Annotated in this window: 22 protein-coding genes; 16 read left to right on the top strand and 6 right to left on the bottom strand. The window is 57.6% G+C overall.

Annotated elements, in window-relative coordinates; all coding sequences use genetic code 11:
* Positions 1-58 precede the first annotated feature (58 nt).
* Positions 59-709 (top strand): DUF3047 domain-containing protein, encoded by a 651-nt coding sequence (locus tag RI563_RS07935; protein ID WP_310693831.1) that lies wholly within the window; start codon positions 59-61, stop codon positions 707-709.
* Positions 710-744: 35 nt separating this feature from the next.
* A complete protein-coding gene (locus tag RI563_RS07930; RefSeq protein WP_310693830.1) occupies positions 745-1,203 on the top strand; it encodes a DUF1499 domain-containing protein in 459 nt (152 codons plus the stop codon).
* A gap of 125 nt (positions 1,204-1,328) precedes the next feature.
* Here RI563_RS07930 and RI563_RS07925 read toward each other — a convergent pair whose 3' ends face one another.
* The 3 genes from RI563_RS07925 to RI563_RS07915 all read right to left on the bottom strand — a co-directional run bounded on the left by RI563_RS07925 (position 1,329) and on the right by RI563_RS07915 (position 3,111).
* Entirely contained in the window at positions 1,329-1,853 is a 525-nt protein-coding gene (locus tag RI563_RS07925) for a CIA30 family protein (protein ID WP_310693829.1), read from the bottom strand.
* Between the two features lie 65 nt (positions 1,854-1,918).
* Positions 1,919-2,410 (bottom strand): DUF4174 domain-containing protein, encoded by a 492-nt coding sequence (locus RI563_RS07920; RefSeq protein ID WP_310693828.1) that lies wholly within the window; start codon positions 2,408-2,410, stop codon positions 1,919-1,921.
* Positions 2,404-3,111, bottom strand: coding sequence for an SDR family oxidoreductase (locus RI563_RS07915; RefSeq protein WP_310693827.1), 708 nt, complete (start codon positions 3,109-3,111; stop codon positions 2,404-2,406). The genes RI563_RS07920 and RI563_RS07915 overlap by 7 nt, the downstream gene beginning before the upstream one ends.
* 349 nt (positions 3,112-3,460) lie before the next feature.
* On the opposite strand from RI563_RS07915, the gene RI563_RS07910 reads away from it, so the two are divergent.
* Positions 3,461-4,066, top strand: coding sequence for a nitroreductase family protein (locus RI563_RS07910; protein WP_310693826.1), 606 nt, complete (start codon positions 3,461-3,463; stop codon positions 4,064-4,066).
* 111 nt (positions 4,067-4,177) lie between these two features.
* Here the strand turns inward: RI563_RS07910 and RI563_RS07905 are convergent, their stop codons facing one another.
* Positions 4,178-5,293, bottom strand: coding sequence for a PQQ-dependent sugar dehydrogenase (locus tag RI563_RS07905; protein WP_310693825.1), 1,116 nt, complete (start codon positions 5,291-5,293; stop codon positions 4,178-4,180).
* A 360-nt stretch (positions 5,294-5,653) separates the two neighbouring features.
* The gene (locus RI563_RS07900) at positions 5,654-7,708 is read right to left on the bottom strand and encodes a TonB-dependent receptor (protein ID WP_310693824.1); all 2,055 of its coding nucleotides are present in this window, start codon (positions 7,706-7,708) and stop codon (positions 5,654-5,656) included.
* Positions 7,709-7,955: 247 nt separating this feature from the next.
* Between RI563_RS07900 and RI563_RS07895 the strand changes: the two genes are divergently transcribed.
* Both RI563_RS07895 and RI563_RS07890 read left to right on the top strand, forming a co-directional pair.
* A complete protein-coding gene (locus RI563_RS07895) occupies positions 7,956-8,891 on the top strand; it encodes an ABC transporter ATP-binding protein (RefSeq protein WP_310693823.1) in 936 nt (311 codons plus the stop codon).
* 114 nt (positions 8,892-9,005) lie between these two features.
* The gene (locus RI563_RS07890) at positions 9,006-9,767 is read left to right on the top strand and encodes an ABC transporter permease (protein WP_310693822.1); all 762 of its coding nucleotides are present in this window, start codon (positions 9,006-9,008) and stop codon (positions 9,765-9,767) included.
* Between the two features lie 117 nt (positions 9,768-9,884).
* On the opposite strand, the gene RI563_RS07885 is transcribed toward RI563_RS07890, so the two are convergent.
* A complete protein-coding gene (locus RI563_RS07885; protein WP_310693821.1) occupies positions 9,885-10,289 on the bottom strand; it encodes a hypothetical protein in 405 nt (134 codons plus the stop codon).
* Positions 10,290-10,582: 293 nt separating this feature from the next.
* Here RI563_RS07885 and RI563_RS07880 point away from each other — a divergent pair, with 293 nt between their 5' ends.
* The 11 genes from RI563_RS07880 to RI563_RS07830 all read left to right on the top strand — a co-directional run.
* Positions 10,583-11,527: an MBL fold metallo-hydrolase gene (locus RI563_RS07880; RefSeq protein WP_317622869.1), complete on the top strand. Its 945-nt coding sequence runs from the start codon at positions 10,583-10,585 to the stop codon at positions 11,525-11,527.
* 136 nt (positions 11,528-11,663) lie between these two features.
* Entirely contained in the window at positions 11,664-13,118 is a 1,455-nt protein-coding gene (gene sbcB / locus RI563_RS07875) for an exodeoxyribonuclease I (RefSeq protein ID WP_310693819.1), read from the top strand.
* A gap of 319 nt (positions 13,119-13,437) precedes the next feature.
* Positions 13,438-14,148, top strand: a complete 711-nt coding sequence (locus RI563_RS07870; RefSeq protein ID WP_310693818.1) for a class I SAM-dependent methyltransferase — start codon at positions 13,438-13,440, stop codon at positions 14,146-14,148.
* Between the two features lie 91 nt (positions 14,149-14,239).
* Complete coding sequence (gene msrA / locus RI563_RS07865) at positions 14,240-14,827, top strand: peptide-methionine (S)-S-oxide reductase MsrA (RefSeq protein ID WP_310693817.1); 588 nt, start codon at positions 14,240-14,242, stop codon at positions 14,825-14,827.
* A gap of 66 nt (positions 14,828-14,893) precedes the next feature.
* On the top strand, positions 14,894-15,238 hold the full coding sequence (locus tag RI563_RS07860; RefSeq protein WP_310693816.1) for a 5-carboxymethyl-2-hydroxymuconate Delta-isomerase: 345 nt from the start codon (positions 14,894-14,896) through the stop codon (positions 15,236-15,238).
* Between the two features lie 350 nt (positions 15,239-15,588).
* On the top strand, positions 15,589-16,215 hold the full coding sequence (locus tag RI563_RS07855) for a BMC domain-containing protein (protein ID WP_310693815.1): 627 nt from the start codon (positions 15,589-15,591) through the stop codon (positions 16,213-16,215).
* Positions 16,215-16,772, top strand: a complete 558-nt coding sequence (locus RI563_RS07850) for an NUDIX hydrolase (RefSeq protein ID WP_310693833.1) — start codon at positions 16,215-16,217, stop codon at positions 16,770-16,772. The genes RI563_RS07855 and RI563_RS07850 overlap by 1 nt, the downstream gene beginning before the upstream one ends.
* A 272-nt stretch (positions 16,773-17,044) precedes the next feature.
* On the top strand, positions 17,045-18,460 hold the full coding sequence (locus tag RI563_RS07845; RefSeq protein ID WP_310693814.1) for a form I ribulose bisphosphate carboxylase large subunit: 1,416 nt from the start codon (positions 17,045-17,047) through the stop codon (positions 18,458-18,460).
* Positions 18,461-18,523: 63 nt separating this feature from the next.
* Entirely contained in the window at positions 18,524-18,856 is a 333-nt protein-coding gene (locus tag RI563_RS07840) for a ribulose bisphosphate carboxylase small subunit (protein WP_310693832.1), read from the top strand.
* 84 nt (positions 18,857-18,940) lie between these two features.
* Positions 18,941-20,902, top strand: a complete 1,962-nt coding sequence (locus tag RI563_RS07835; protein WP_310693813.1) for a CsoS2 family carboxysome shell protein — start codon at positions 18,941-18,943, stop codon at positions 20,900-20,902.
* 22 nt (positions 20,903-20,924) lie between these two features.
* Positions 20,925-21,721 (top strand): carboxysome shell carbonic anhydrase (locus RI563_RS07830; protein WP_310693812.1); only part of this gene is annotated, 797 nt, incomplete at its 3' end.

Below are 21,721 nucleotides of genomic sequence, written 5' to 3'. Positions count from 1 at the left end.
CAATACTGCAGCGGCTTATGGACCATAAATAACCGGGCAGTAAAAAGGAGTCCTGGTGATGCTTCGAACGCTGGCCCTGGTCATGATAATGCTTGCCCCGCTGGCGGCGGATGCCGGGAAAAAAGTCATTGTGGGGAACTTCAGCGAGGGGCAGCTTTCGGGATGGGAAGAAAAGTCTTTTGAAGGTCACACCACGTATAAACTGGTCGATGGCCCATACAGCCAGGCACTACGAGCCGTTACCCAGGGTGAAGCCTCGGGACTGTACAAAGCGATCGAGGTCGATCTGGCTAAAACGCCCTGGCTAAACTGGTCCTGGAAAATTACAAATATTTTCACTGACAACGACGAAAAGACCCGCGCAGGGGATGATTATCCGGCCAGAGTCTACGTGGTGGTCTCGGGCGGGTTATTCTTCTGGCGAACCCGGGCGATTAATTATGTCTGGGCAAGTCACGAGCCGCAGGGCAGCCAGTGGGACAATGCCTACACTGATAAGGCGAAGATGGTGGCGGTACAGTCCGGCGAGGCAAAGGCGGGCCAGTGGGTGCAGGAAAAACGGAACGTGCGCAAGGATCTTGAAAATGTCTTTGGCGAGGCGATCGGTCAGATTGATGCGGTGGCCGTGATGGTGGATGGGGATAATACCGGGCAGTCCGCCGAGTCCTTTTTCGGCGATATCTATTTCAGCGAAAAACCAGGTAATTAAATGAATTTGAACCAAAACCGGGCAACAGGTCAGGTATGAAAGTGATAGCGTATTCTTTTGCGGTACTGGTCATTATCGTGATTGTGCTGTTGATCGGGTTGTCCGTCGCCTCGCGCAAGCAGCCCGAGCTGGGCCTGGTGGAGGGCCAGTTGCGGCCCTGTCCGGCGACACCCAATTGTGTCTGTAGTGAATACCCGGGTAAAGATTCCTATATCGAACCGCTGGCCTATGCCGGCTCAGTAGATGCGGCGTGGACCAGCATCCGACGGGTGGTCGCTCAAACGGGTGGTGAGGTGATTGTCGCAAAGGACAACTACCTGCACGCGGTGTATCAAACACCATTATTGCGCTTTGTCGATGATGTGGAGTTCCGGCTGGATGCCGAACAGGCGGTGATTCACGTGCGCTCGGCCTCGCGGGTGGGGCGCTCTGATCTTGGCGCCAACCGCAAGCGCGTGGAAAAGATCCGCGAGCGATTTGTTAAGAGTCGATAGCTCTTTGCCTGGTTCTTTTACCCTCTCCCGTACCGGGAGAGGGGAGGCTAATGAGTGAGATGAACTGCGACCGACTCAGTAGCTGTACGCAAACGAACAACCTGCAGATCGTACTGGCTGCGCCGTTATTGGCGGTAGAAGCCGATTTTGCCGATACATAGATCAGCACGGAATTGCCGCCCTATTGCCACCAGGCCGATCCGCTCCAGGCGGCTGACGTCGAGTTCGCTGCCGATGCGGTGGGGCTTGAAGTCGGCAAAGGGCAGAAAAATCTGCTCCCATTGCGGCGTGGCAGTGAAGGTAGCGCGATAGGATTGCCACGGCAGCCAGATGTCGGCGGTGCGCAGATGGACGTTGTATTGCTCGCTGTTGCCATAGATCTCGAGTACCAGTCCGGTATAGTCCTGAACATCGCGCAATACTTCATCGGACAGGTCGAGACCGATCTGCACAAAGCCGCCGTTGTTCTCCAGGCTGACATCACCCTGCATATGCAGGCAGGGCTGCCCGTCGACTGTATCCGGACTGAGTTGGCCCTGCGAGACACCGCCCATGACCTGGTCGGTGATCAGGCGCCACTCGTTGCCGGAGCTGGCATGGCGATCGCCACTGTCGCGGGTATCGATGTAGTTGATGTCTTGAGAAGCCATAAGGTTTACCGTTTGCAGGAACAACAGTATTGCAATGATAGCGTGACGCTGCTGTTTGATGGGGGTCATGGTGAGTCTTTGCCACAGTCGACCGGGTTTTGGGCCATCTCATTCTGGCGCATGGGCATGCCGTCGATCAGGGCAAAAATCCCATCCAGCTCGGGCACCTCATACAGCCGGTATTTTTCACCGCCGTCCTTGCCGATTAAAATGACCGCGAATTGCCCGGGTTCGATTCCGTAGCGTTCACGCAAATTGGCAGCCGTTTGGCCTGTAACAGGCTTGCCTGCCAGGCGACTCTGTCCCTGTGCGACAAACTCGCCGAGGATCATCTGCCGATCGTCCAGTTCACAACGATGTTGATCCAGTCTTGTACGGGTTTGTTGCAGGCGCGGGTCGTCGCTGTCCGGGGCGAAGAGCAGCAGCGGTCGGTTTTGCCATTCATAGTCTGACAATTGACCTGCTGTGAGAGTGCTGGTGATACCAACCTGGGCAAGCAGTATCAACGCTGATGCCAGCCAGCGACGAAACGGGTGGCGCATTGTCTGCATTACCATGGCAGTTGTTCTCCATCAAAGGCCCAGAATTTTCCCGTCTGCTCGGGGGTGAGGTTGTCGAGGACATTCAACAGGGCATTGACGGTATAGGCAGGCGATTGCAGTTGCCCTGGCGGAACATGGCGTTGAAACGGCCTGGACAGGGCCGTATCCGTGGTACCCGGATGCAGGGCGGCGACAGTGACATTGGGCAGGGTGCGTTGCCACTCGATCGCCAGGGTCTTGAGACCCATGTTAAGCGCGGCCTTGGAGGCACGGTAACTGTACCAGCCACCCAGCCGATTATCCTCGATGCTGCCCACCTTGGCAGAGATGGTCGCGAAGATCGCCGGTCGCCCGTGCGTGAAATGGGGTTGCAGGTGCCTGGCCAGCAAGAACATGGGCAGGGCATTGAGGCTCATGTTCTGCATGAAAAACGCCGGGTCGAGGTGGCGGATGCTTTTCTCGGGCCCCTGTTCGGGATCATGCAGCATACCGACAGCATTGATCAGCCAGTCGAGCTCACCCAGGTTCTGCGCCCAGCGCCGGATGGCTGCCTCGTCGGTGATGTCCAGGGAATGCCAGCTAACGGCGGGGTGCTCAAATGGCGGTGGAGTGCGATTATAGGTGGCATGGATCGCATCGACACCCGGTCGGTCCGCCAGGATTTCAACAAAGGTGCGGCCGATACCGCCAGAGCCGCCAATGATTGCAATGTTCATGAAGTTACCGGGTGTTTATCCAGAGTGTATTGTGGGTGAAGCCTGTCAACGCATGCAGGAGAAATTGACTCTCTGCAGTTATTGACCGGTGGGGTAACACTTCGTTCCCGGTTAAAGGAGTTGTTGATGTTCCCACAAAGCGATTAATAGAATTAAGGTAGATCGCTGCGGGCCTTGTCCGGGCAACACCTCGATGAAAGATAAAAGTTTGTCACACCCGGGTAAACATATCCATGAGAAACAGGTCGGCCGTCAAGGCATCAAATGTTGCAGGAATGTTAACGGGTTGATAAAACTGTCGAGTTGTATATCGTAGTCTTTTTTACGTATCTCAGTCAGGGAGAAAGTTATGCAAGTCAGTGAAGCGGTGCGCGCACGGCGCGCGATTAAATGGTATGACCCGGAACACAAGATGCCGGAGGAGACGTTTAATCAATTAATGGAGCACGCCATACTCTCTCCCACCGCGTTTAATATTCAAAACTGGCGTTTTGTACGCGTTAGCGACCCGAAGCAACGCGAGGCGATTCGCGCCGTGGCCTGGGACCAGGCGCAGGTCACCGAGGCCTCGGAGTTACTGGTGCTGTGCTTCGACAACAAGGCCTGGGAACACGAACCGCAACGTTACTGGCAAAATGCCCCGCAGGAAGTTCAGGATATGCTGGTCCCGGCGATTGACGGTTATTACCGGGGTAACCCGCAGGTAGAGCGCGACGAAGGTATGCGCTCGTGTGGACTGGCCGGACAAACCATCATGTTAATGGCCCAGGAGCTGGGCTATCAGACTTGCCCGATGGACGGGTTTGATTTTGATGCCGTGGCGAAAATTATCAACCTGCCGGCCGATCACAGCATTGCCTTTATGATTACTATCGGTAAGGGCATCAAGGAATCCTGGCCCCGTCCGGGTCAGCTCGCGCTGGATGATGTCATGGTGACCGATCGTTTTGCATAATCGGTGTGCTGGCGCAGCCTGATTATACCCTTTCCCTCAACCCCTCTCCCGTTCACAGGAAAGGGGAGTTGTTCCCTCTCCCCTTATGGGGAGAGGGTCAGGGAGAGGGGATTATTTGGCGGGTTTTAACCGCAACAATGAGCCATCACTTTCATCAGTGAGTATCCATAACAGGCCATCCGGGCCCTGGCGCACGTCGCGGATGCGTTCGCCACGTTCGGTTAATAGCTTCTCTTCTTTAACGACCTTATTGTCTTTGATAACCAGCCGGGCCAGGTGTTCGTGGGCCAGGGCACCGACGAAGAAGTTGTCCTGCCAGTCGGGAAAGGCGTTGCCGGTGTAGACAGCCAGTCCGGAGGGGGCAATGGAGGGGTCCCAGTAGTGAACGGGTTGTTCCATGCCTTCTTTATGCGTGATGCCCTCGCCAACCTGGGTGCCGCTGTAGTTGATGCCGTAGGTGATGATCGGCCAGCCATAGTTGTTGCCGGCTTCGATGATATTGAGTTCATCGCCACCGCGCGGGCCGTGTTCCACCTGCCAGATGACACCGGTCTCGGGATGCATGGTCATGCCCTGGGCGTTGCGATTGCCGTAGGTGTAAAACGACGGTTTCGCGTCAGGATGATTCACGAACGGGTTGTTATCGGGAACGCGTCCGTCGTCGTGCAGTCGATGGGTGCCGCCGGCGTGATCGCTCAAATCCTGGGCACGGGGTTGATTGCCGCGATCGCCGACGGTGATATACAGATAACTGTCTTTATCGAAGACCAGACGCGAGCCGAAGTGGCGGCCGGTGTGTCCGGCCGGCTCGGCGATGAACAGGACTTCCACGTCACTCAGTTTGCCGTCGCGATAGCGGCCACGGGCCACGTGGGTGGTGGCATCGCCTTCGTGGTTGGCCACGTAGCTGAAGTAGAGCCAGCGATTGGTTTCAAAGTCGGGATGCAGGGCGAGATCCAGCAGGCCACCCTGGCCGGTGGGATGGATCGGTGGCAGGCCGCTGACTGGTTCGGGGAGCAGTTCGCCGTCGCGAAAGATCCGCAGGCGCCCGGCCTTTTCCGTGATAAGCACATCACCATTGGGCAAAAAGGCCATGGACCAGGGGTGCCTGAGTTCGTCGGTCACTACTTCGACCTGATAGGCACGTGGCTCGCCGGTATCCGTGGCCGCGTTGCAGGCGCCGAGTAATAACAGGCTCAGGCTGGCGAAAAACAGGCGTCGGTACATGATGGGCTCCCGAATATTTTAAATATCGTGTTGATTGTAGCCTCTGTTGTGCGGGTCATGACCAGAAAGTCTTGCATGACTGTCTGATCAGAGCCTCGGGAATTCACATTCTCGTGTGACACTATCCGCACTGTGGTCTTGCCGTCATTGCCGCGAATGCCGCAATCCAGTGTGGTGGAGCTGGATGCCGGCCCGGGCCGGCATGACGTATTGCGTGGGGGCTGCGCTGGCACAGGGCGCGCCCCGGGTTTTCACTCATCGTAACTATTCAGACCGGAATTGACGTGCCGGGTTTCATCACTGCAGACAATACCGGACGAAATGCTGTGTTTCAGAACAGGGCATAAAAGGGAGCCGCCTTCAGTGCCAGGTGACTTCGAGGCCGGCATAAAATCGGCGTTCGGCGCCCGGCTCGTAAAAGCGATCGAAACTGGCGTTGATGCGCAGGTTGCCCAGGTATTCGCTGTCGAACAGGTTTTCGATACCGATGACCAGCCGGGTGTCATGCTGCAGGCCGGTAAACTCGCGGCCCAGGCGCAGATTGGTGACAGTTTGCGAACCGACTTTCACATTATTGGCATCGTCGGCATAGCGGGTACCGATATATTGGGCCGAGAGGCCGGCGAACCAGCCATCCTTGAAGTCATATTCGGCATCGACGAACACGCTCCAGTCGGGCAGGCCGGGCAGATCGTTGTCGACGGCGTCATCGAAACGGGCATTCATGTACGTTAATGCGCCGGCCAGTTCCAGGCGGGGCCGGGCTTTCGGCCACCAGCGAGCACCCAGTTCAAGACCTTCACGACGGGTGCGATCGGCATTGCGGTAAAAGGTGCGCTCATCGGATGGGTCGGCGCCGGGATCATCGTCGACGATAATTTCATCTTTAACCCGCACCGTGAACAGGCTGGCTTCCAGTTGATAATGGTACTGACGGGTACGCAGGCCGACTTCGAAGCTGTCGCTGTACTGCGGTTCCAGCCCCGGTCGAAAACCGCTGCCGTCGGGGTTGGCAAACTCGGTAAAGGTGGGTGCCTCGAAACTGGTGGCGAACTGGCTGAAGGCGTTCCAGTGTTGATTGAGCGCATGACTGTAACCCAGGCTGTAATGGGTCTCGCGATACAGGCGCTCGCCCGAGTTGTCGATGCCGCCCGGTTGCAGTTGATCGTCGATGGCCAGTTTCAGGCGGTCGTGGCGCAGGCCAAGGATCCAGCGACCCCGTTCATTGAGTACCGGGCCGGCCAGTTGCAGTCCCAGACCGGTGTTGCGCGCACGCTCGATCTGATCCAGTGCCAGGTCGGTACTGTATGCCGGATCTTCGCAGTCCGGTTCCAGAACCGTCGTGCGGCAAAAGCGCCGGCGTTTGTCGCGCTGGGCTTCCAGGCTGAACTGGCTGTGCAGGGTCAGTTGGCCGATGGGGCGCTGATAGTGCAGCGTGCCGCCGAGGATGCGTCGATCGTAACGGATCAGGCTGTCGCCGGGGAAAGGCAGTTGTTGTTGAAAGTCCCGCTCGATCAGCCAGGTCTGCACACGCAGTTGATGGTCAGGTTGTTCGAACCGGTGCACCATGCCCAGTGAAGCGATGTTCTGGTCCACCCGCTGGCCGGCATCCATTTGCGCGGCAAGCGGGGCGGCCTGCCCGGGATCGCTTTGCCATTCAGCATAGGTTAGCCCGCCGGGATCCTCGGCCAGTGGGTTGTACAGATGGTTGAGGATTGCAAACCAGTTTCGCCTGCCCTGTTGATGATCGATATAGAGGCTGGCGTTGCGCCGTTCGACCTCGCTTTGATCGCGGTAACCGTTCTGTTGCAATTGGGTGGCCGCCACCCGGTAAGCCAGTGCCTCGTGCTGTGCGGTGAACGCGCCGTGGGCCCGGCGCAGGCCAAAGCCGCCGAGCTGGACTTCGGCGCGGGCTGTGGCCGCGCGACGGGGATGCCGGCTGCGATAATCGAGCAGACCGCCGCTGCCGTTACCGTGCAATACAGCATTGGCCCCACGCAGGACTTCGATGGTATCAATCGATGAGGGGTCGATGGCGTCGATCTGAGCCTGGCCGTCTACCGTGGTCAGGGGAATGCCGTCCAGGCGCACCCGAACGCCGCGAATCCCAAACGGGGCGCGGGCGCCAAAACCGCGGATCGACACGCGCGGGTTCTGCGCGAAATTGTCGCGATTCTGCACCAGTACACCCGGCGCCAGGCTCAGGGCGTCGGTGGGTTGCAGGGGCGCACGACCCTGGCCAATGTCGTCGGCCTCGATCAGGGTGATCCCGCCCGGTGCTTCCTGCCAGCGGGTTTCGATCAGCGGCGCGGTGATCCGGATGGTTTGCGGCTCGCTCAGTTCCTGCGCGGTGAGCTGCCCGGGCCAGAGTTCCCCGATGGTGAACAGCATAAACAGGCAAAGCGGTCTTGGCATAATCAATATGAGGGGAATGAGCCAGGGGTGACCGTGGCAGCGTAGCAAGTCTGACCCGGAGCAGCCAGCGGGGACAGGCCAACAAACGGTGAATTGACAGGACAACATCATCACGAAATCTCGGGTTTTTTTGTCTGCGTATTCAGGGGATTGGGAGACTAATCTGCCGGTAAGCGGTTTGGGCGTGGCTGTCGCAATAAGCGGCTTTTCCTTTTAATATAGCCAGCTCACTCGCACGGATGATCCCATGTCGCCCATCGTCTCCATCAGTAACCTGTCCAAGACCTATGGCAGCGGCTTCCAGGCGCTGAAGAACGTCAGCCTGGACATTCAGCCGGGCGAGATCCTGGCGCTGCTGGGGCCCAACGGCGCTGGCAAAACCACACTGATCTCGATCATCTGCGGCATTGTCACGCCCAGCTCGGGCACGGTCACCGTGGATGGCTATGATATCCGACGCGATTACCGCCAGACCCGCAGCCGTATCGGCCTGGTGCCGCAGGAACTGAGCCTGGGCGCGTTCGAAAAGGTGTGGCACACCATGACCTTCAGCCGCGGCCTGTTCGGCAAGCCGCCCAACCCGGAATACATCGAGCAGGTCCTCAGGGATCTGACCCTGTGGGACAAGCGCAACAGCATGCTGATGATGCTCTCCGGCGGTATGAAGCGCCGGGTGCTGATTGGCAAGGCGCTGGCCCATGAGCCGAGGGTGCTGTTTCTGGACGAACCGAGCGCCGGGGTGGATGTGGAGCTGCGCCAGGAGATGTGGGCGCTGATCCACCGCCTGCGCGCCGCGGGAGTGACCATCATTCTCACCACCCACTATATCGAAGAGGCCGAGGCCATCGCCGACCGGGTGGGTGTGATCAATAACGGCGAGCTGCTGGTGGTGGATGACAAACAGACCCTGATGCACAAGCTGGGCAAGCGACAGCTTGTGATCGAGCTGGAAACGCCATTGCAGACACTGCCAGAGTCCCTGCAGGAATGGCCGCTGGAGTTGTCCGAAAGCGGCGAGCAGATGACCTATACCTATGATCCCCACCGCACACATACCCGGATCCATGAACTGTTGCAGGCAATCTGTGATGCGGGGCTGGTGATCAAGGATGTGCAGACCCATCAGACCTCGCTGGAGGAGATCTTCGTTAACATGGTGAAGGGTAAACATGAGAACACATAGTTTGCAGTTGGCAGACGACAGTCATAAGCATAAGGCCGGGTTCAGGCAAAGTGGTATCGGCCCTTTACAGGTCGGCACATGGGGAACAAGCATGACTGCCAGTGAGAGAGACGGATGAATTACTACGCCATACGGGTGATCTACAAACACGAGATGCGCCGGGCATTTGAGACCGTGGCGCAGAGTTTCGCCTCGCCGGTGCTGACCACGGTGCTCTATTTCGTTGTGTTCGGCTCGGCGATCGGCTCGCGTATCGAATCGGTGAGCGGTGTGGGGTACGGCTCGTTCATCGTGCCCGGGTTGATGATGCTGGCGATCCTGACCCAGAGCCTGGCCAATGCGTCGTTCGGGATCTTCTTCCCAAAGTTTACCGGTGCAATCTATGAACTGCATTCAGCACCCGTGTCGTTCATGGAAATCGTCATCGGTTACGTGGGCGCGGCGGCGAGCAAGTCGCTGATCATCGGGTTGATTATTCTGGCTACAGCGGGTTTCTTTGTCGACATTCATGTAGCCCATCCGTTCTGGATGCTGGCTTTCTTGATTCTTACCTGCATCTCATTCAGTCTTTTCGGCTTTATCATCGGCCTGTGGGCGACGGACTTCGAAAAGCTGCAGTTGATCCCGCTGCTGGTGGTCACTCCGCTGGTGTTCCTTGGCGGAACCTTTTATTCCATCGACATGCTCCCCCCGGCCTGGCAGACCGTGACGCTGTTTAATCCCGTGGTCTATCTCATCAGCGGGTTTCGCTGGAGTTTTTACGAGATCGCCGACGTTAGCGTGGCCCTGAGTGTGGGCATGGTGCTGGGCTTTTTGATCCTTTGCCTGGGAATTGTGTGGTGGATGTTCAGGACCGGATATCGTTTAAAACAGTAACGAGGTACCAGGTACTAGGTACGAGTAACAGGTTGACTATCTTCTGCCCTCGGGAGAGGGTAATCAGATTCTGTCTCCAGTTTCCCCGGAAAGGGCAGAGCAAAGCTTGCTTCGTTGTCAGAAGTCATTCGGGTTGCCGTCGATAAAGCGTCGGTAGGTGAGCAGTATCTTTTTGTTGCCGTTTTGATCGACGGTGTATTTTTTGTACACGCCGTCATCGTTCATGATCGGATGGCAGCGCTTTTTCCCCTGGTAGGCGATGCATATTTCGCCGCTGTCGTTAACCGACCATTGCAGTTCTCCCATTGGATGACCGTCGCGGGTGCCGCGCAGGGTGCCGTCGGGCGCGTGGTAGACGACAAACTCGAAGCCCAGTTTGTCATGCCGGTATTCAACGGTCTTGTCACTGAACAGGGCGTTGACCTGTTTGGCATTCAGGGTTTCTTCAGCACTGATGGCAGGTGAGATCATCATCAGCAAGGGGAGGATGGCAAGGTAGATGGGTTTGATCAGTGTCTGCATGGCGCTATTCCGGGTTGAATGTTTCAGGATACGATAACAGGCGAGTGACGTTGCGGCCAGACGGGTTCGTCCTCCCGGCAGGGGAAATCAGAAAATCGTAAATCGCAAGTCGTTAATCGTAAGTCCGGGGCATGGATAGACTGGAGCCCGGCTTTCGCCGGGTAATGGTATGCGTGCCCGGTTACATCGGTTGTTTGAACCTGCGGCGTTTGAGGCTAGACTTTGAATTTGCTGATTCGCCTGTGGAGTCCGTCATGTTGCAAAATAGTATTCGGTTACCTTGCATTGTGTTAATGCTTGCCTGCGGTCTCTTCCCGGCACAGGTCAATGGTGCCGGAGCCAAAACGGTGAAAGTGACGCCGCTGGGCAGTCACGACGGAGAGTTTTGCAGCCGGGATCGGGCGATGATTTTCGAGGACCCGGACGGGACACGTTTGTTGTATGACGCCGGGCGCACGGTAGCCGGGGCGAAAGATGAGCGTCTGGGCCGGATCGATGTGGTGCTGGTCTCGCATTTGCATGGCGATCATGTGGGCAATCAGCATATCCGCCGGCGCAACGCTGGCAGCTGCGCGCATCCCGAGACGCCGGTGAATGTATTGCCCAATACCAATAGCGTGAATATCGCGCTGGCCAAAGAGGCCACCATTGTTACAGGCAGCGAAATGCCGAAGTTTTTTGCCAGCAAGCTCGGTGCACTGGGCGGGGATCCCGGGGCGTCGAAACTGGTGCGTTTCGGCGCTTCGCTCACGGCCGGCGGGGTGACGATTACCACCGTGCCGGCGGTGCACTCCAACGGGATCGCCGGGGGAATGATCGGCGGCGAACTGGGCGAGATGCTGGATGCCGCCGGCCTGACAGCGTATGCCGGACCGCCGACCGGTTATGTACTGACCTTCTCCAGTGGCCTGGTGGTGTATCTGTCCGGGGATACCGGCATCACGGCCGAGCAGGAGTCGGTGGTACGCAATCACTACGGTGCAAAGCTGGCGGTCATGAATATCGGCGACACCTATACCACCGGGCCGACCGAGGCGGCCTACGTGGTGAACGAGCTGGTCAAACCTCGCGCGGTGATTGCATCCCACGCCAACGAGGCGGCCACCCGGCAAGGCAGGGTGATCCCGGGCACACGCACGGCAACCTTCATCGAGGCGAGCAACGTGCCGGTCCATCTGCCATTAAGTGGCCGCACCATGGGGTTCGATCACAATGGGCGGTGTGTATCGGGCTGCTGATCCTGCCACCGGAAGCGCGCTGCGCGGGTTCCCGATTGTCCCGCTCAAATCACGGAACTTGCCTGGCGCACGCCCGGATTCGTCCTTGAGGAGGCTATATGGTAGGGTGCGTTCAGAATACAGTTAAGGCAGTTCCATGACCCAAAATACCCTCTACTGGCATGATTACGAAACCTTTGGTACGGATCCCCGCCGGGATAGGCCGGTGCAATTCGCCGGGGTGCGTACCGATGAAGATCTCAATATCATTGGCGAGCCGCTCAATATCATGGCCCGGCCCGCGCCGGATAATCTTCCCCATCCCATGTCGACCCTGATCACCGGCATTACCCCGCAGCAGGCGTTGGAGCAAGGATTGCCCGAGACTGAATTTATCAGTCGTATCCTGGCGGAGCTGTCGCAACCGGGGACCTGCGGCGTGGGTTACAACTCGATCCGTTTTGATGATGAAGTCACGCGCAACACGCTGTATCGCAATCTGTATGATCCTTACGGCCGGGAATGGCAGAACAGCAACTCCCGCTGGGATCTGATCGATGTGGTGCGTGCCTGTCATGATCTTCGCCCGGAGGGAATCAACTGGCCGCAACGCGAAGATGCCGATCGGCCAAGCTACAAACTCGACGAACTGAGCGTGGCAAACGGCATCGAGCATGGTCAGGCGCATGACGCGCTGGCCGATGTCTATGCCACACTGGGTATCGCACGGTTGCTCAAACAGAATCAACCGAATCTGTTTGATTTTTTCTATCAGCTGCGGCGCAAGCAGGAAGTGCTCAAGTATATCGATCTCAAGGATATGACGCCGATCCTGCATACCTCTGGTATGTATGGTAGTGACCACGGCAATACCCGCATGGTCGTTCCGATTGCCGCCCATCCAACCAATAAGAACAGTATCATCGTTTTCGATCTGGGCCAGGATCCGTCGTTACTGCTGGATCACAGTGCCAAAACCCTGGTCGAACGGCTCTATACCCGCAACGAGGATTTGCCCGATGGGGTAGAACGTCCGGCATTAAAACAGCTGTTGATCAACAAGTGTCCGGTGATTGCGCCAGCTTCAACACTTACCGGCGAGGCTGCCAAACGGCTCAATATCGATATCATGAAATCCAAACAGCATCGCCAGACGCTGCTCAACCAGCGCAAGACCATTCAGCAAAAACTGGCCAAGATATTCGAGCAGCGCCCCTTCGAGCCGGTGGAGGATCCTGACCTGATGATCTATGCCGGCGGGTTTTTCGATGACAAGGACAAAGCGCTGATGCAGCGAATTCATGACACCTCACCCGAAGAGCTGGGTACGCAGACCTGGAGCTTTGCTGACAAGCGCCTGCCGGAAATGCTGTTCCGCTACCGGGCGCGTAATTATCCCGAATCATTGACCGCCGACGAGCAGGCTCAGTGGCTGGAACATTGTCACACCCGGCTGGTCGAAGGAGAATCCGGGTTTTTGAGCTTCAAGGACTTTTATGCCGAGATCGAAGCATTGCGTAAAGACGAGGAAGTGGATGCGGGCAAAGCCGGCCTGTTGAAGGAAGTGGAAACTTTCGGCCGCGAGCTGGAGAGTTTTATCAAACAACAGTGAAGGGCCCTTCGCGGCCCTTCGGGCAGGTGCTATAAATCCTCGACTCTTGTAACTCATCCCTGCGCGATGGGCTGTGGGAGGCGCTTGTAGCGGCGACCTGCCAGATTCGAGAATCGCGCCTGAAAGGCGCTCCCACAAGGATCAGGGACTGTTATCAACCGTGGAACCTGTTCATGCAAGAGGGTTATCACCATGCATCGTAAAGCCGGTGTCGGTGATCGGGTATTGGGAACTTTTATTCAGGGCATTATCAAGTCGTTATGCCCATCCGGATTGGTTGTCGCGCAGTGCGCCATGTGTATGAGGTCATAGACATAAAATGCAGATTAAACCTGAAAAAATTGAACAGAGCTGTCCGGAGGCGGAAATCTATCAGCGCCTGCTGAGACTGGATAACAGCGATATTGTGGAGCTGGGTTGCGGCCGTGCCGACATTACCCGGGATATCGCCAGCGGCGGCAGCGGGCGCCGGGTGTTCGCCTTTGAAGTCGATGAGGTCGCCCACCACGCCAATTTACAGCTCACCGATCTGCCGAACGTGACCTTTGGCCTGGCCGGGGCCGAGTCGATCCCCCTGGACGATGCCAGTGTCGATGTCGTGCTGATGTTCAAGTCCCTGCACCATGTGCCGCCGGAGTTAATGGAACCGGCCATGCACGAGATTCACCGGGTTCTGAAACCGGGCGGACAGCTCTATGTCTCCGAGCCGATCTTTGCCGGGGATTTCAATGAGATCCTGCGCCTGTTCCACGATGAGCAGCAGGTGCGCGAGGCGGCCTTTAACACTCTACAGCAGGCGGTTGAGGCGGGGCGGTTCGAACTGGTCGAAGAGACCTTCTTCAACGCCCCGATGCACTTCGAAGATTTTGCCGACTTTGACAACAAAGTCATCAACGCCACCCATACCGAACATCGCCTGGACGAGGCGCTGTATCAACAGGTCAAGGCTCGCTTTGCCGCACACCAGGGCGAGGACGGGGCCCGCTTTGAGATGCCCATTCGCGTCGATCTGTTACGTCGTCCCGCCTGACCTGTGCCTGCGCGCTGAACTGTGGCCCATATCCGGTGTCACAGCCAGGTGGGCCTGACGGCGAGCCTCCAACCGACGCGAGGTGTCTATGATGAATAGCAAAGCATGGGTGTTGTTGCTGCTGGGGCTGATGTCGTTTTCTCTGGCGCAGGCCAGGGAGGCGATCTTCGCCGGCGGCTGTTTCTGGTGTATGGAAGCCGATTTTGAAAAACTCGACGGTGTCTCCGAGGCGATCTCCGGCTTTACCGGCGGCGAGATCCCCAATCCGACCTACAATGGTAACCACGAAGGCCATTATGAAGCAGTAAAGGTGATCTATGATCCCGAGGTAGTGAGCTATCGGGATTTGCTGGATCATTACTGGGTGAACATTGATCCGTTCGATGATCAGGGGCAGTTTTGTGACAAGGGGCATTCCTATTTGAGTGCCATCTTCGTCGCCAATGACAAACAGCGGCGCCTGGCCGAGGCCTCGCGGCAGAAAGTGGTCGAGCAGTTCCCCGATAAAAACGTGGTCACGCCGATTCTGGAGGCCTCGACATTCTGGCCAATCAAAGGCGAGGAGAGCTATCACCAGGACTACTACAAAAAGTCGTCCCTGCGTTACAAGTTCTATCGCCTTAGTTGTGGGCGGGACAATCGCCTGGAAGAGATCTGGGGTGACGCGCGTTCAAAATGAGTGGCTGCAGGTTTAATTAGACCCGTTTGATATACTCGTCATATCATCCAATAACCCGGTTTCATCATGCCGCATCTGATCATCGAATACAGTGCAGATTGTCTGGACGAGCAACAGGCACAGTCCTTGGTCGATGCAGTGTTCGAGTCGGCCCGGGCCTCGGGCTTGTTCAACACCGCAAATATCAAATCACGCGCCATCCCGGTGACGGCCTATCGTCACGGCGTCGAGGGGCGGGGTTTTGTTTGCGTACGTTGCCGGATCCATGCCGGGCGCAGCACCGAACAGAAAAAACAGTTGTCTGAGAATGTGGTCACGGCGCTGCTTGCGCTGGAACTGGATGTCGCTGCTATCACTGCCGAGGTGGTCGACATGGACCCGGCCAGCTATACCCGCTATTACGCCGACTGAAGACGCGTTGTAACTAGCCGGATATAATTTTCAAACAGTCAGCTTCGCTGTGCTGGCGTTGACAGCCAGCAGGCCGGATCAAGCCGAGCGGATCCGGCACCCAATCTCGCTTCACGCACACCTTCCGGCGGAGAACTTCGCCATATGTTGTTTCACACAATAAACTTCCTCTGGTACATGCTTATATATAACTATGCACACCAGCCATTTGTCCCGATCAATCGCACGGGCTTTATACATAGAATATCGTCTATCAGAATCCTAGGTATTATCGATTTGTATTGAAGTACCGGGGTTTTTAAGCTGCTGACTTATTCTGGCTTTGCAGGGCAGTGGCGAGCGCGCGGTACATGATTTCACTACGAACCTACGTCTATATCGACTCCCTGCAGCCACAGTTGGCGGAATACATGGCGACTGTGTCGCAGGGCTTTCCCCCCTCGCCGGGTAATGCCTGCCTGTGGGTGGAGGTTTCGCCGGGCATGGCCGTGCATCGTCTCACAGACATGGCGCTCAAGGCGACCCGCGTGCATCTGGCCCAGCAGGTGGTGGAGCGTGCCTACGGCTCGATGGTGATACACCATCGCGATCACAGCGATGTGGAAGAATCGGGCCGGGTGATACTCAACCACCTGGGGACGGCCGCTACCGATCCCGAACCGTGCAAGATTGCCTGGCAGGAAACCATCCGCGGCATGACGCCCGATCACACTGTGGTGATCAACCGCCAGGATCGCAAGGGCTCGATGATCCTGCCCGATCAGAGCATGTTTATTCTCGAGACCGATCCGGCCGGTTACATCATTTATGCGGCCAACCAGGCGGAAAAAGCCGCCAATATCACCCTGATCGATGCCCGCGCGGTCGGCGCCTTCGGGCGCCTGACCCTCTCCGGACGCGAGGCGGACGTGGACGAGGCCGCCGCCGCGGCCATCGCCGCCGTGCAACATCCATGGAGCTCATGGGGGTCACGCTGATGCATCGCCAGGAACTGCTGCGCTTACTCGAACAACATCAAACCCGGTTCATGGACGAGGCAGGCTTTGTCCGGCGTGCGATCGCATTCGTTGAGCAACATCCGGATTGTTTCAAGCGTGAGCTGCTGCCGACACACGTGACCGGATCGGCCTGGGTGGTGAGCCCTGATCGCTCGCATGTGTTGATGCTGCATCATCGCAAACTGGATCAGTGGTTCCAGCCCGGCGGTCATGCCGACGGCGATGCCGATATTCTGCGCGTTGCCCTGCGGGAAACGGCCGAAGAGAGCGGCATCGATCCATCACATGTCACGTTGCTGAGCGACGCGATCTTTGATGTGGACATACACTGGACACCGGCGACGGCGGATGCGCCGGCCCACGAACACATCGATATCCGCTTCCTGGTGGAGATCGACGACGGGTTGCCCATTCCGGGCAACGACGAGTCCCACGAGATTGGCTGGGTGGGGCTGCATGAGGCGATGCGATTTAACAACAATCGCTCAACCTATCGAATGGTGGACAAGACCCGGCAATTGCGACATGCGTTTTAAGTCATGTGGCCGGAGGAAGGGAAGGTTTATAACCCTTGATAAACCAGGGCTTACAAGAGTTTTTCTGTTGTGGGAAACAGGACGTGAGGGGTAATTCCGGGGATAGATAAACTTCTATCCCTATGAGATGCAGGGTTAATGATATAGCTAATCATCTATCGATAACGAAGAAAATATCGATTTGTATCAAACAAACCGGCTCCCTAAGCTTTAACTACCCAAACAGAATTTGCAGCGAACTGAAACATCAGCAACCGAAGCAGGAGTAGATCATGGCAGCGAATACCTATCAAGCGGGTGTAAAAGAATACCGCGACAAATACTGGACCCCGGATTATGTCCCGCTGGATACCGACCTGTTGGCCTGTTTTAAGGTCACCGGCCAGCCCGACGTGCCACGCGAGGAGGTTGCCGCTGCCGTGGCCGCCGAATCATCCACCGGGACCTGGAGTACCGTATGGTCAGAGTTGTTGACCGACCTGGAATTCTACAAGGGCCGGGCCTATCGGATCGAAGATGTTCCCGGTGACTCGGAATCCTTCTATGCCTTTATCGCCTATCCGCTCGATCTGTTCGAAGAAGGCTCGATAACCAACGTACTGACCTCGCTGGTGGGGAATGTATTTGGTTTCAAGGCGCTCAAGCATCTGCGTCTGGAAGATATTCGCTTCCCCATCGCCTATATCAAGACCTGCATGGGCCCCCCGGGCGGTATTCAGGTCGAGCGCGATCGTCTGAACAAGTATGGTCGTCCGCTGCTGGGCGCCACCATCAAGCCGAAGCTGGGTCTGTCTGCCAAGAACTACGGTCGTGCTGTCTATGAATGCCTGCGTGGTGGTCTGGATTTGACCAAGGACGATGAAAACGTCAACTCCCAGCCATTCATGCGCTGGCGCGATCGCTTCGAGTTCGTTGGCGAAGCCATTCAAAAAGCTCAGCAGGAAACCGGCGAACGCAAGGGCCATTACCTGAACGTCACCGCCCCGGATCCGGAGCAGATGTACGAGCGCGCTGAATTCGCCAAGGAAGTTGGCAGCCCGATCATCATGCACGACTTTTTGACTGGCGGCTTTACCGCCAACACCGGTCTGGCCAAGTGGTGCCGCAAGAACGGCATGCTGCTGCACATCCATCGCGCCATGCATGCGGTTATCGATCGCCATCCGAAACACGGTATCCACTATCGCGTGCTGGCCAAGTGTCTGCGCCTGTCCGGTGGTGATCAGCTGCATACCGGTACCGTGGTCGGCAAGCTCGAAGGCGATCGTAATTCCACTCTGGGTTTTGTCGATCAGCTTCGCGAATCCTTTATACCGGAAGATCGCGCGCGCGGGAACTTCTTCGATCAGGACTGGGGCTCCATGCCCGGTGTCTTTGCGGTCGCTTCCGGCGGTATTCACGTCTGGCACATGCCGGCGCTGGTGGCCATCTTTGGCGACGACTCCTGCCTGCAGTTTGGTGGTGGTACCCAGGGTCATCCGTGGGGTAACGCAGCCGGTGCTGCGGCCAACCGTGTCGCACTGGAAGCCTGCGTCAAGGCGCGTAACCAGGGTCGTGAAATTGAGAAAGAAGCACGCGATATTCTCATGGACGCCGCAAAAACCAGTCCGGAACTGGCGATTGCGCTGGAAACCTGGAAAGAGATCAAGTTCGAATTCGAAACCGTGGACAAGCTGGACGTGGGCTAAGTCCCGTCCGTTCACGACGCAGCAAACAGCTACCGAATAAATATGAGGTAAATGATTATGAGCATGTATGAAGCGGGTGATTACCAGACCCAACACACTCTCGAAACGTTCGGCTTTTTGCCCAAGCTGACCCCTGAAGAGATTCAGGAGCAGGTTGCCTACATCCTGGCCAATGGCTGGTCTCCGGCCATCGAGCATGAAGCTCCGAGTCGGGCTACCGATCATTACTGGACGATGTGGAAGCTGCCGTTTTTCGGTGAGACCAACCTGCAGAGTGTCCTCGACGAGCTGGAAGCCTGTCGCCGTTCCTATCCGGATCACCATATCCGTCTGCTCGGTTACGACAGCTATGCCCAGACTCAGGGTCATTCCTTCGTGGTCTTCGAAGGGCGCTAAACGGCGCAAGTAAAAAAGGGGTGCCCGTGAAGAAGAGACGGCACCCCGACACGAATAACCAGTATCGATGTGACGGGGTTTACGATGGCACAGATTGCACAGAACAACACAGCACGCGCAGCTTCCAGAGCACGGCGTGAAGCAATGTCGACCCGGGGCAAGGCCGCGCTGAAGGATACCGATCGTACCCGCGGCGCACAGGCCCAGACCACGGCGACGCAAACCGCGCCCGCCAAATCGGCCGATGTCGAGGTCAAAGGCAAGGGCGACTGCGGTTGTGGTGGCAAGGATCGTTCTGAATCATCGGCGCCGCACACCGATACGCAATCGACCCAATCTGCCGGAAAAATGCGGGCAACGGTAAGGACACGACCACAGAATATCCAGATGAACAGCGCTCGTGCCGCCTCGCTGGCGCGCCGCCAGGCCATGTCCCAGCGTGGCAAGGCCGGGCTTAACGGCAGTGGAATGAGCGAAGCGCAAACCGCGCGCGCCGCCAATCCGAAACTGACCGGACGCGAACTGGCCAAAAAAGTGCGCGCCGATCGTTGCAAAAACGGCAATACCGGCAAGAAAAAGTCCGAACCGGTCGGTCGCACACGGCCTAACAAAACAGGTGGTAGTAGTGAAACCGGCGCGGCAAGCGATGCGCCCTGGAAAGTGGGCCAGAGCCAGACCGGCCACGGCCAGACCCTGACCGGCAGTATCGTGGGTCGCAGTTCGCGAGTGACCGGCAATGAGCCCGGCACCTGCAAGAGCGTGACCGGCGTGGAATATATCGGCGCCGATCAGACCGAGGCGTTTTGCGGTACCTCAAGCGGCGGTGTTCCGAGCAAGATCACCACGTCACAAACCCGCCAGGGACAGAGTGTCAGTGGCACCAACGTGGGACGCTCTTCGCGAGTGACCGGTGATGAACGCGGTGCCGGGCGTGAGCTGAGCGGCAGCCAGTACATGCAAAAAGGCAATGGCAAATCACCGATGAAAGTCGGCACCAGCCAGACTCTGCGTGGTGGCAGCCTGACCGGTACCCAGGTCGGTCGTTCGGAACGGGTCACCGGTGATGAACCGGGCACCTGCAAGTCGGTTACCGGTGATGACTATGTCGGCCAGGAGCAGTATCAGGGCTTTTGCGGCAAAGCACCGAAACCGCAGGATCAAAAGGTCGGTTTTACCCAGACATTTCATGGCAGGTCGGTCTCCGGCACCCTGACCGGTCGTTCCTCGCGCATGACCGGCGATGAACCGGGTACCTGCAAGTCGGTTACCGGAACACCGTATGCCGGACTGGAACAGTACAGCCAGTATTGCAAGCCGGAGGAGACGACCCGGGCAACAGCCCGTTATCGCCAGGAGCGCAGCACCCCCGGTTCGGTCATGACCGGCATCCAGCCGGGGCTCAACGGCCATTTGACCGGCGCGAGTAAGGGTGCCTGTGAACCGCTGAGTGGTACGCCGTATGTAGGGGCGGACCAGTTTGCCGAGGCCTGCCCGTCGGTGCCGGCCGAACCGGGCAGCCCCGATTTTCCACAGCAACTGGGCGAGACCCCGTGGGGCCAGTTCAGTGTGCAGAGTCCGGTGCATGCGAGCCAGGGCGACGAACATTTTGATGTGACCGGCAGTCGGTATGAGCAGGGCAAGATCACCGGTCCGTTCGGTATGGCCGGCGGCAAGGTGACCGGAACCGAAGAAGCCCGGTTTGGCAAAGGGAACCAGGCGGAGCCAATGGCCGCGCCAATGCCGGAAACCGCCCAGCAGGTTCAGGGTCGGGTCAAATCCCGGATCAGCGGCGAAGGCATTGAGGTGGGTCTGAAGATCACCGGCGACGACTGGGATCGCGGTGACCGGGTGACCGGAACCGAAGGCATGACCGCCAGTAAACGCAACCCGACCCGTCAGGGCGGACGTGCGACCGGCGCCATGCAGATGAAGCCGGAGATGAAACGCAACGAGGATGTCCCCGAGCCCGTCAGTCCGGTGACCGGCGGCAGTGGTAATACGGACAAAGGTTCATTGATTACCTATTCCGGAGGTGCCCGGGGTTAATTAACCCGGTGGAGCAACGATCATGTTGAGTTCACGTCGCAAACAATCCCGTTCGATCAGCTGGTCGCCTAGCGCGCCGGCCGGTCGTCCCGGGGCCCGAACTGTCGCAGGCAATGCCCCTGCGAAGCCGGGCAATGCGCGCGCGAACCTCGCCCCGGTGCAATCCGGCCGGCATCCGCTGAGCAATGCCACGGAAAATGCCCGGCTGTTTGAATACGAGCAGCGTACCAAAGCGGCCTTCGATGCGATTGTGCCGACTTTGAAACAGATTTCCGGCCTGCAGCACGAAGCCGACTTTGAACGACGCGCCCAGGCGCTGGCCCGGGAACAACTCGGGTTCGAATTGCCTGCCGACGTTCTGGCCGATGCCTGGGTGACCCAACTGGATATGCGCCGGCTGTTTGCCTGGTGTGTGTTCCAGACGTACCAACGATTTTGTGATGACTTTTTTACGAATGGTTTCCTAAGTCGTCTGGAAACGGAATTCCAGACTTTTTTAATCGACTGTGGCTTTCACACACTGGATATCTCGCCGTGTGCGGATGGCCGCCTGGCACACGTGATCAGTTATGTATTGCGTCTGCCCCATAAAGCCGTGCGGCGTAAATCCTACGCCGGTGCCATGTTTGATATTGAAGACAGCATCGAAAAGTGGACCGAAACCGAGTTGCAACGATTTCGTGAAGGCAAGCCGACCACGGCCGATATGCCTACGCGTTATATGAAAGCCGTGGTGTATCACTTCAGTTCGGGTGATCCCGAGCACGAAGGTTGCGCGGCACACGGCTCCGATGCGGGGCGCGCCGCGCAGGGCGGACT

The organism is Thiohalophilus sp. (assembly GCF_031581315.1).
GTDB lineage: Bacteria > Pseudomonadota > Gammaproteobacteria > UBA6429 > Thiohalophilaceae > Thiohalophilus.
This window is presented reverse-complemented; position numbering and strand designations above follow the sequence as displayed.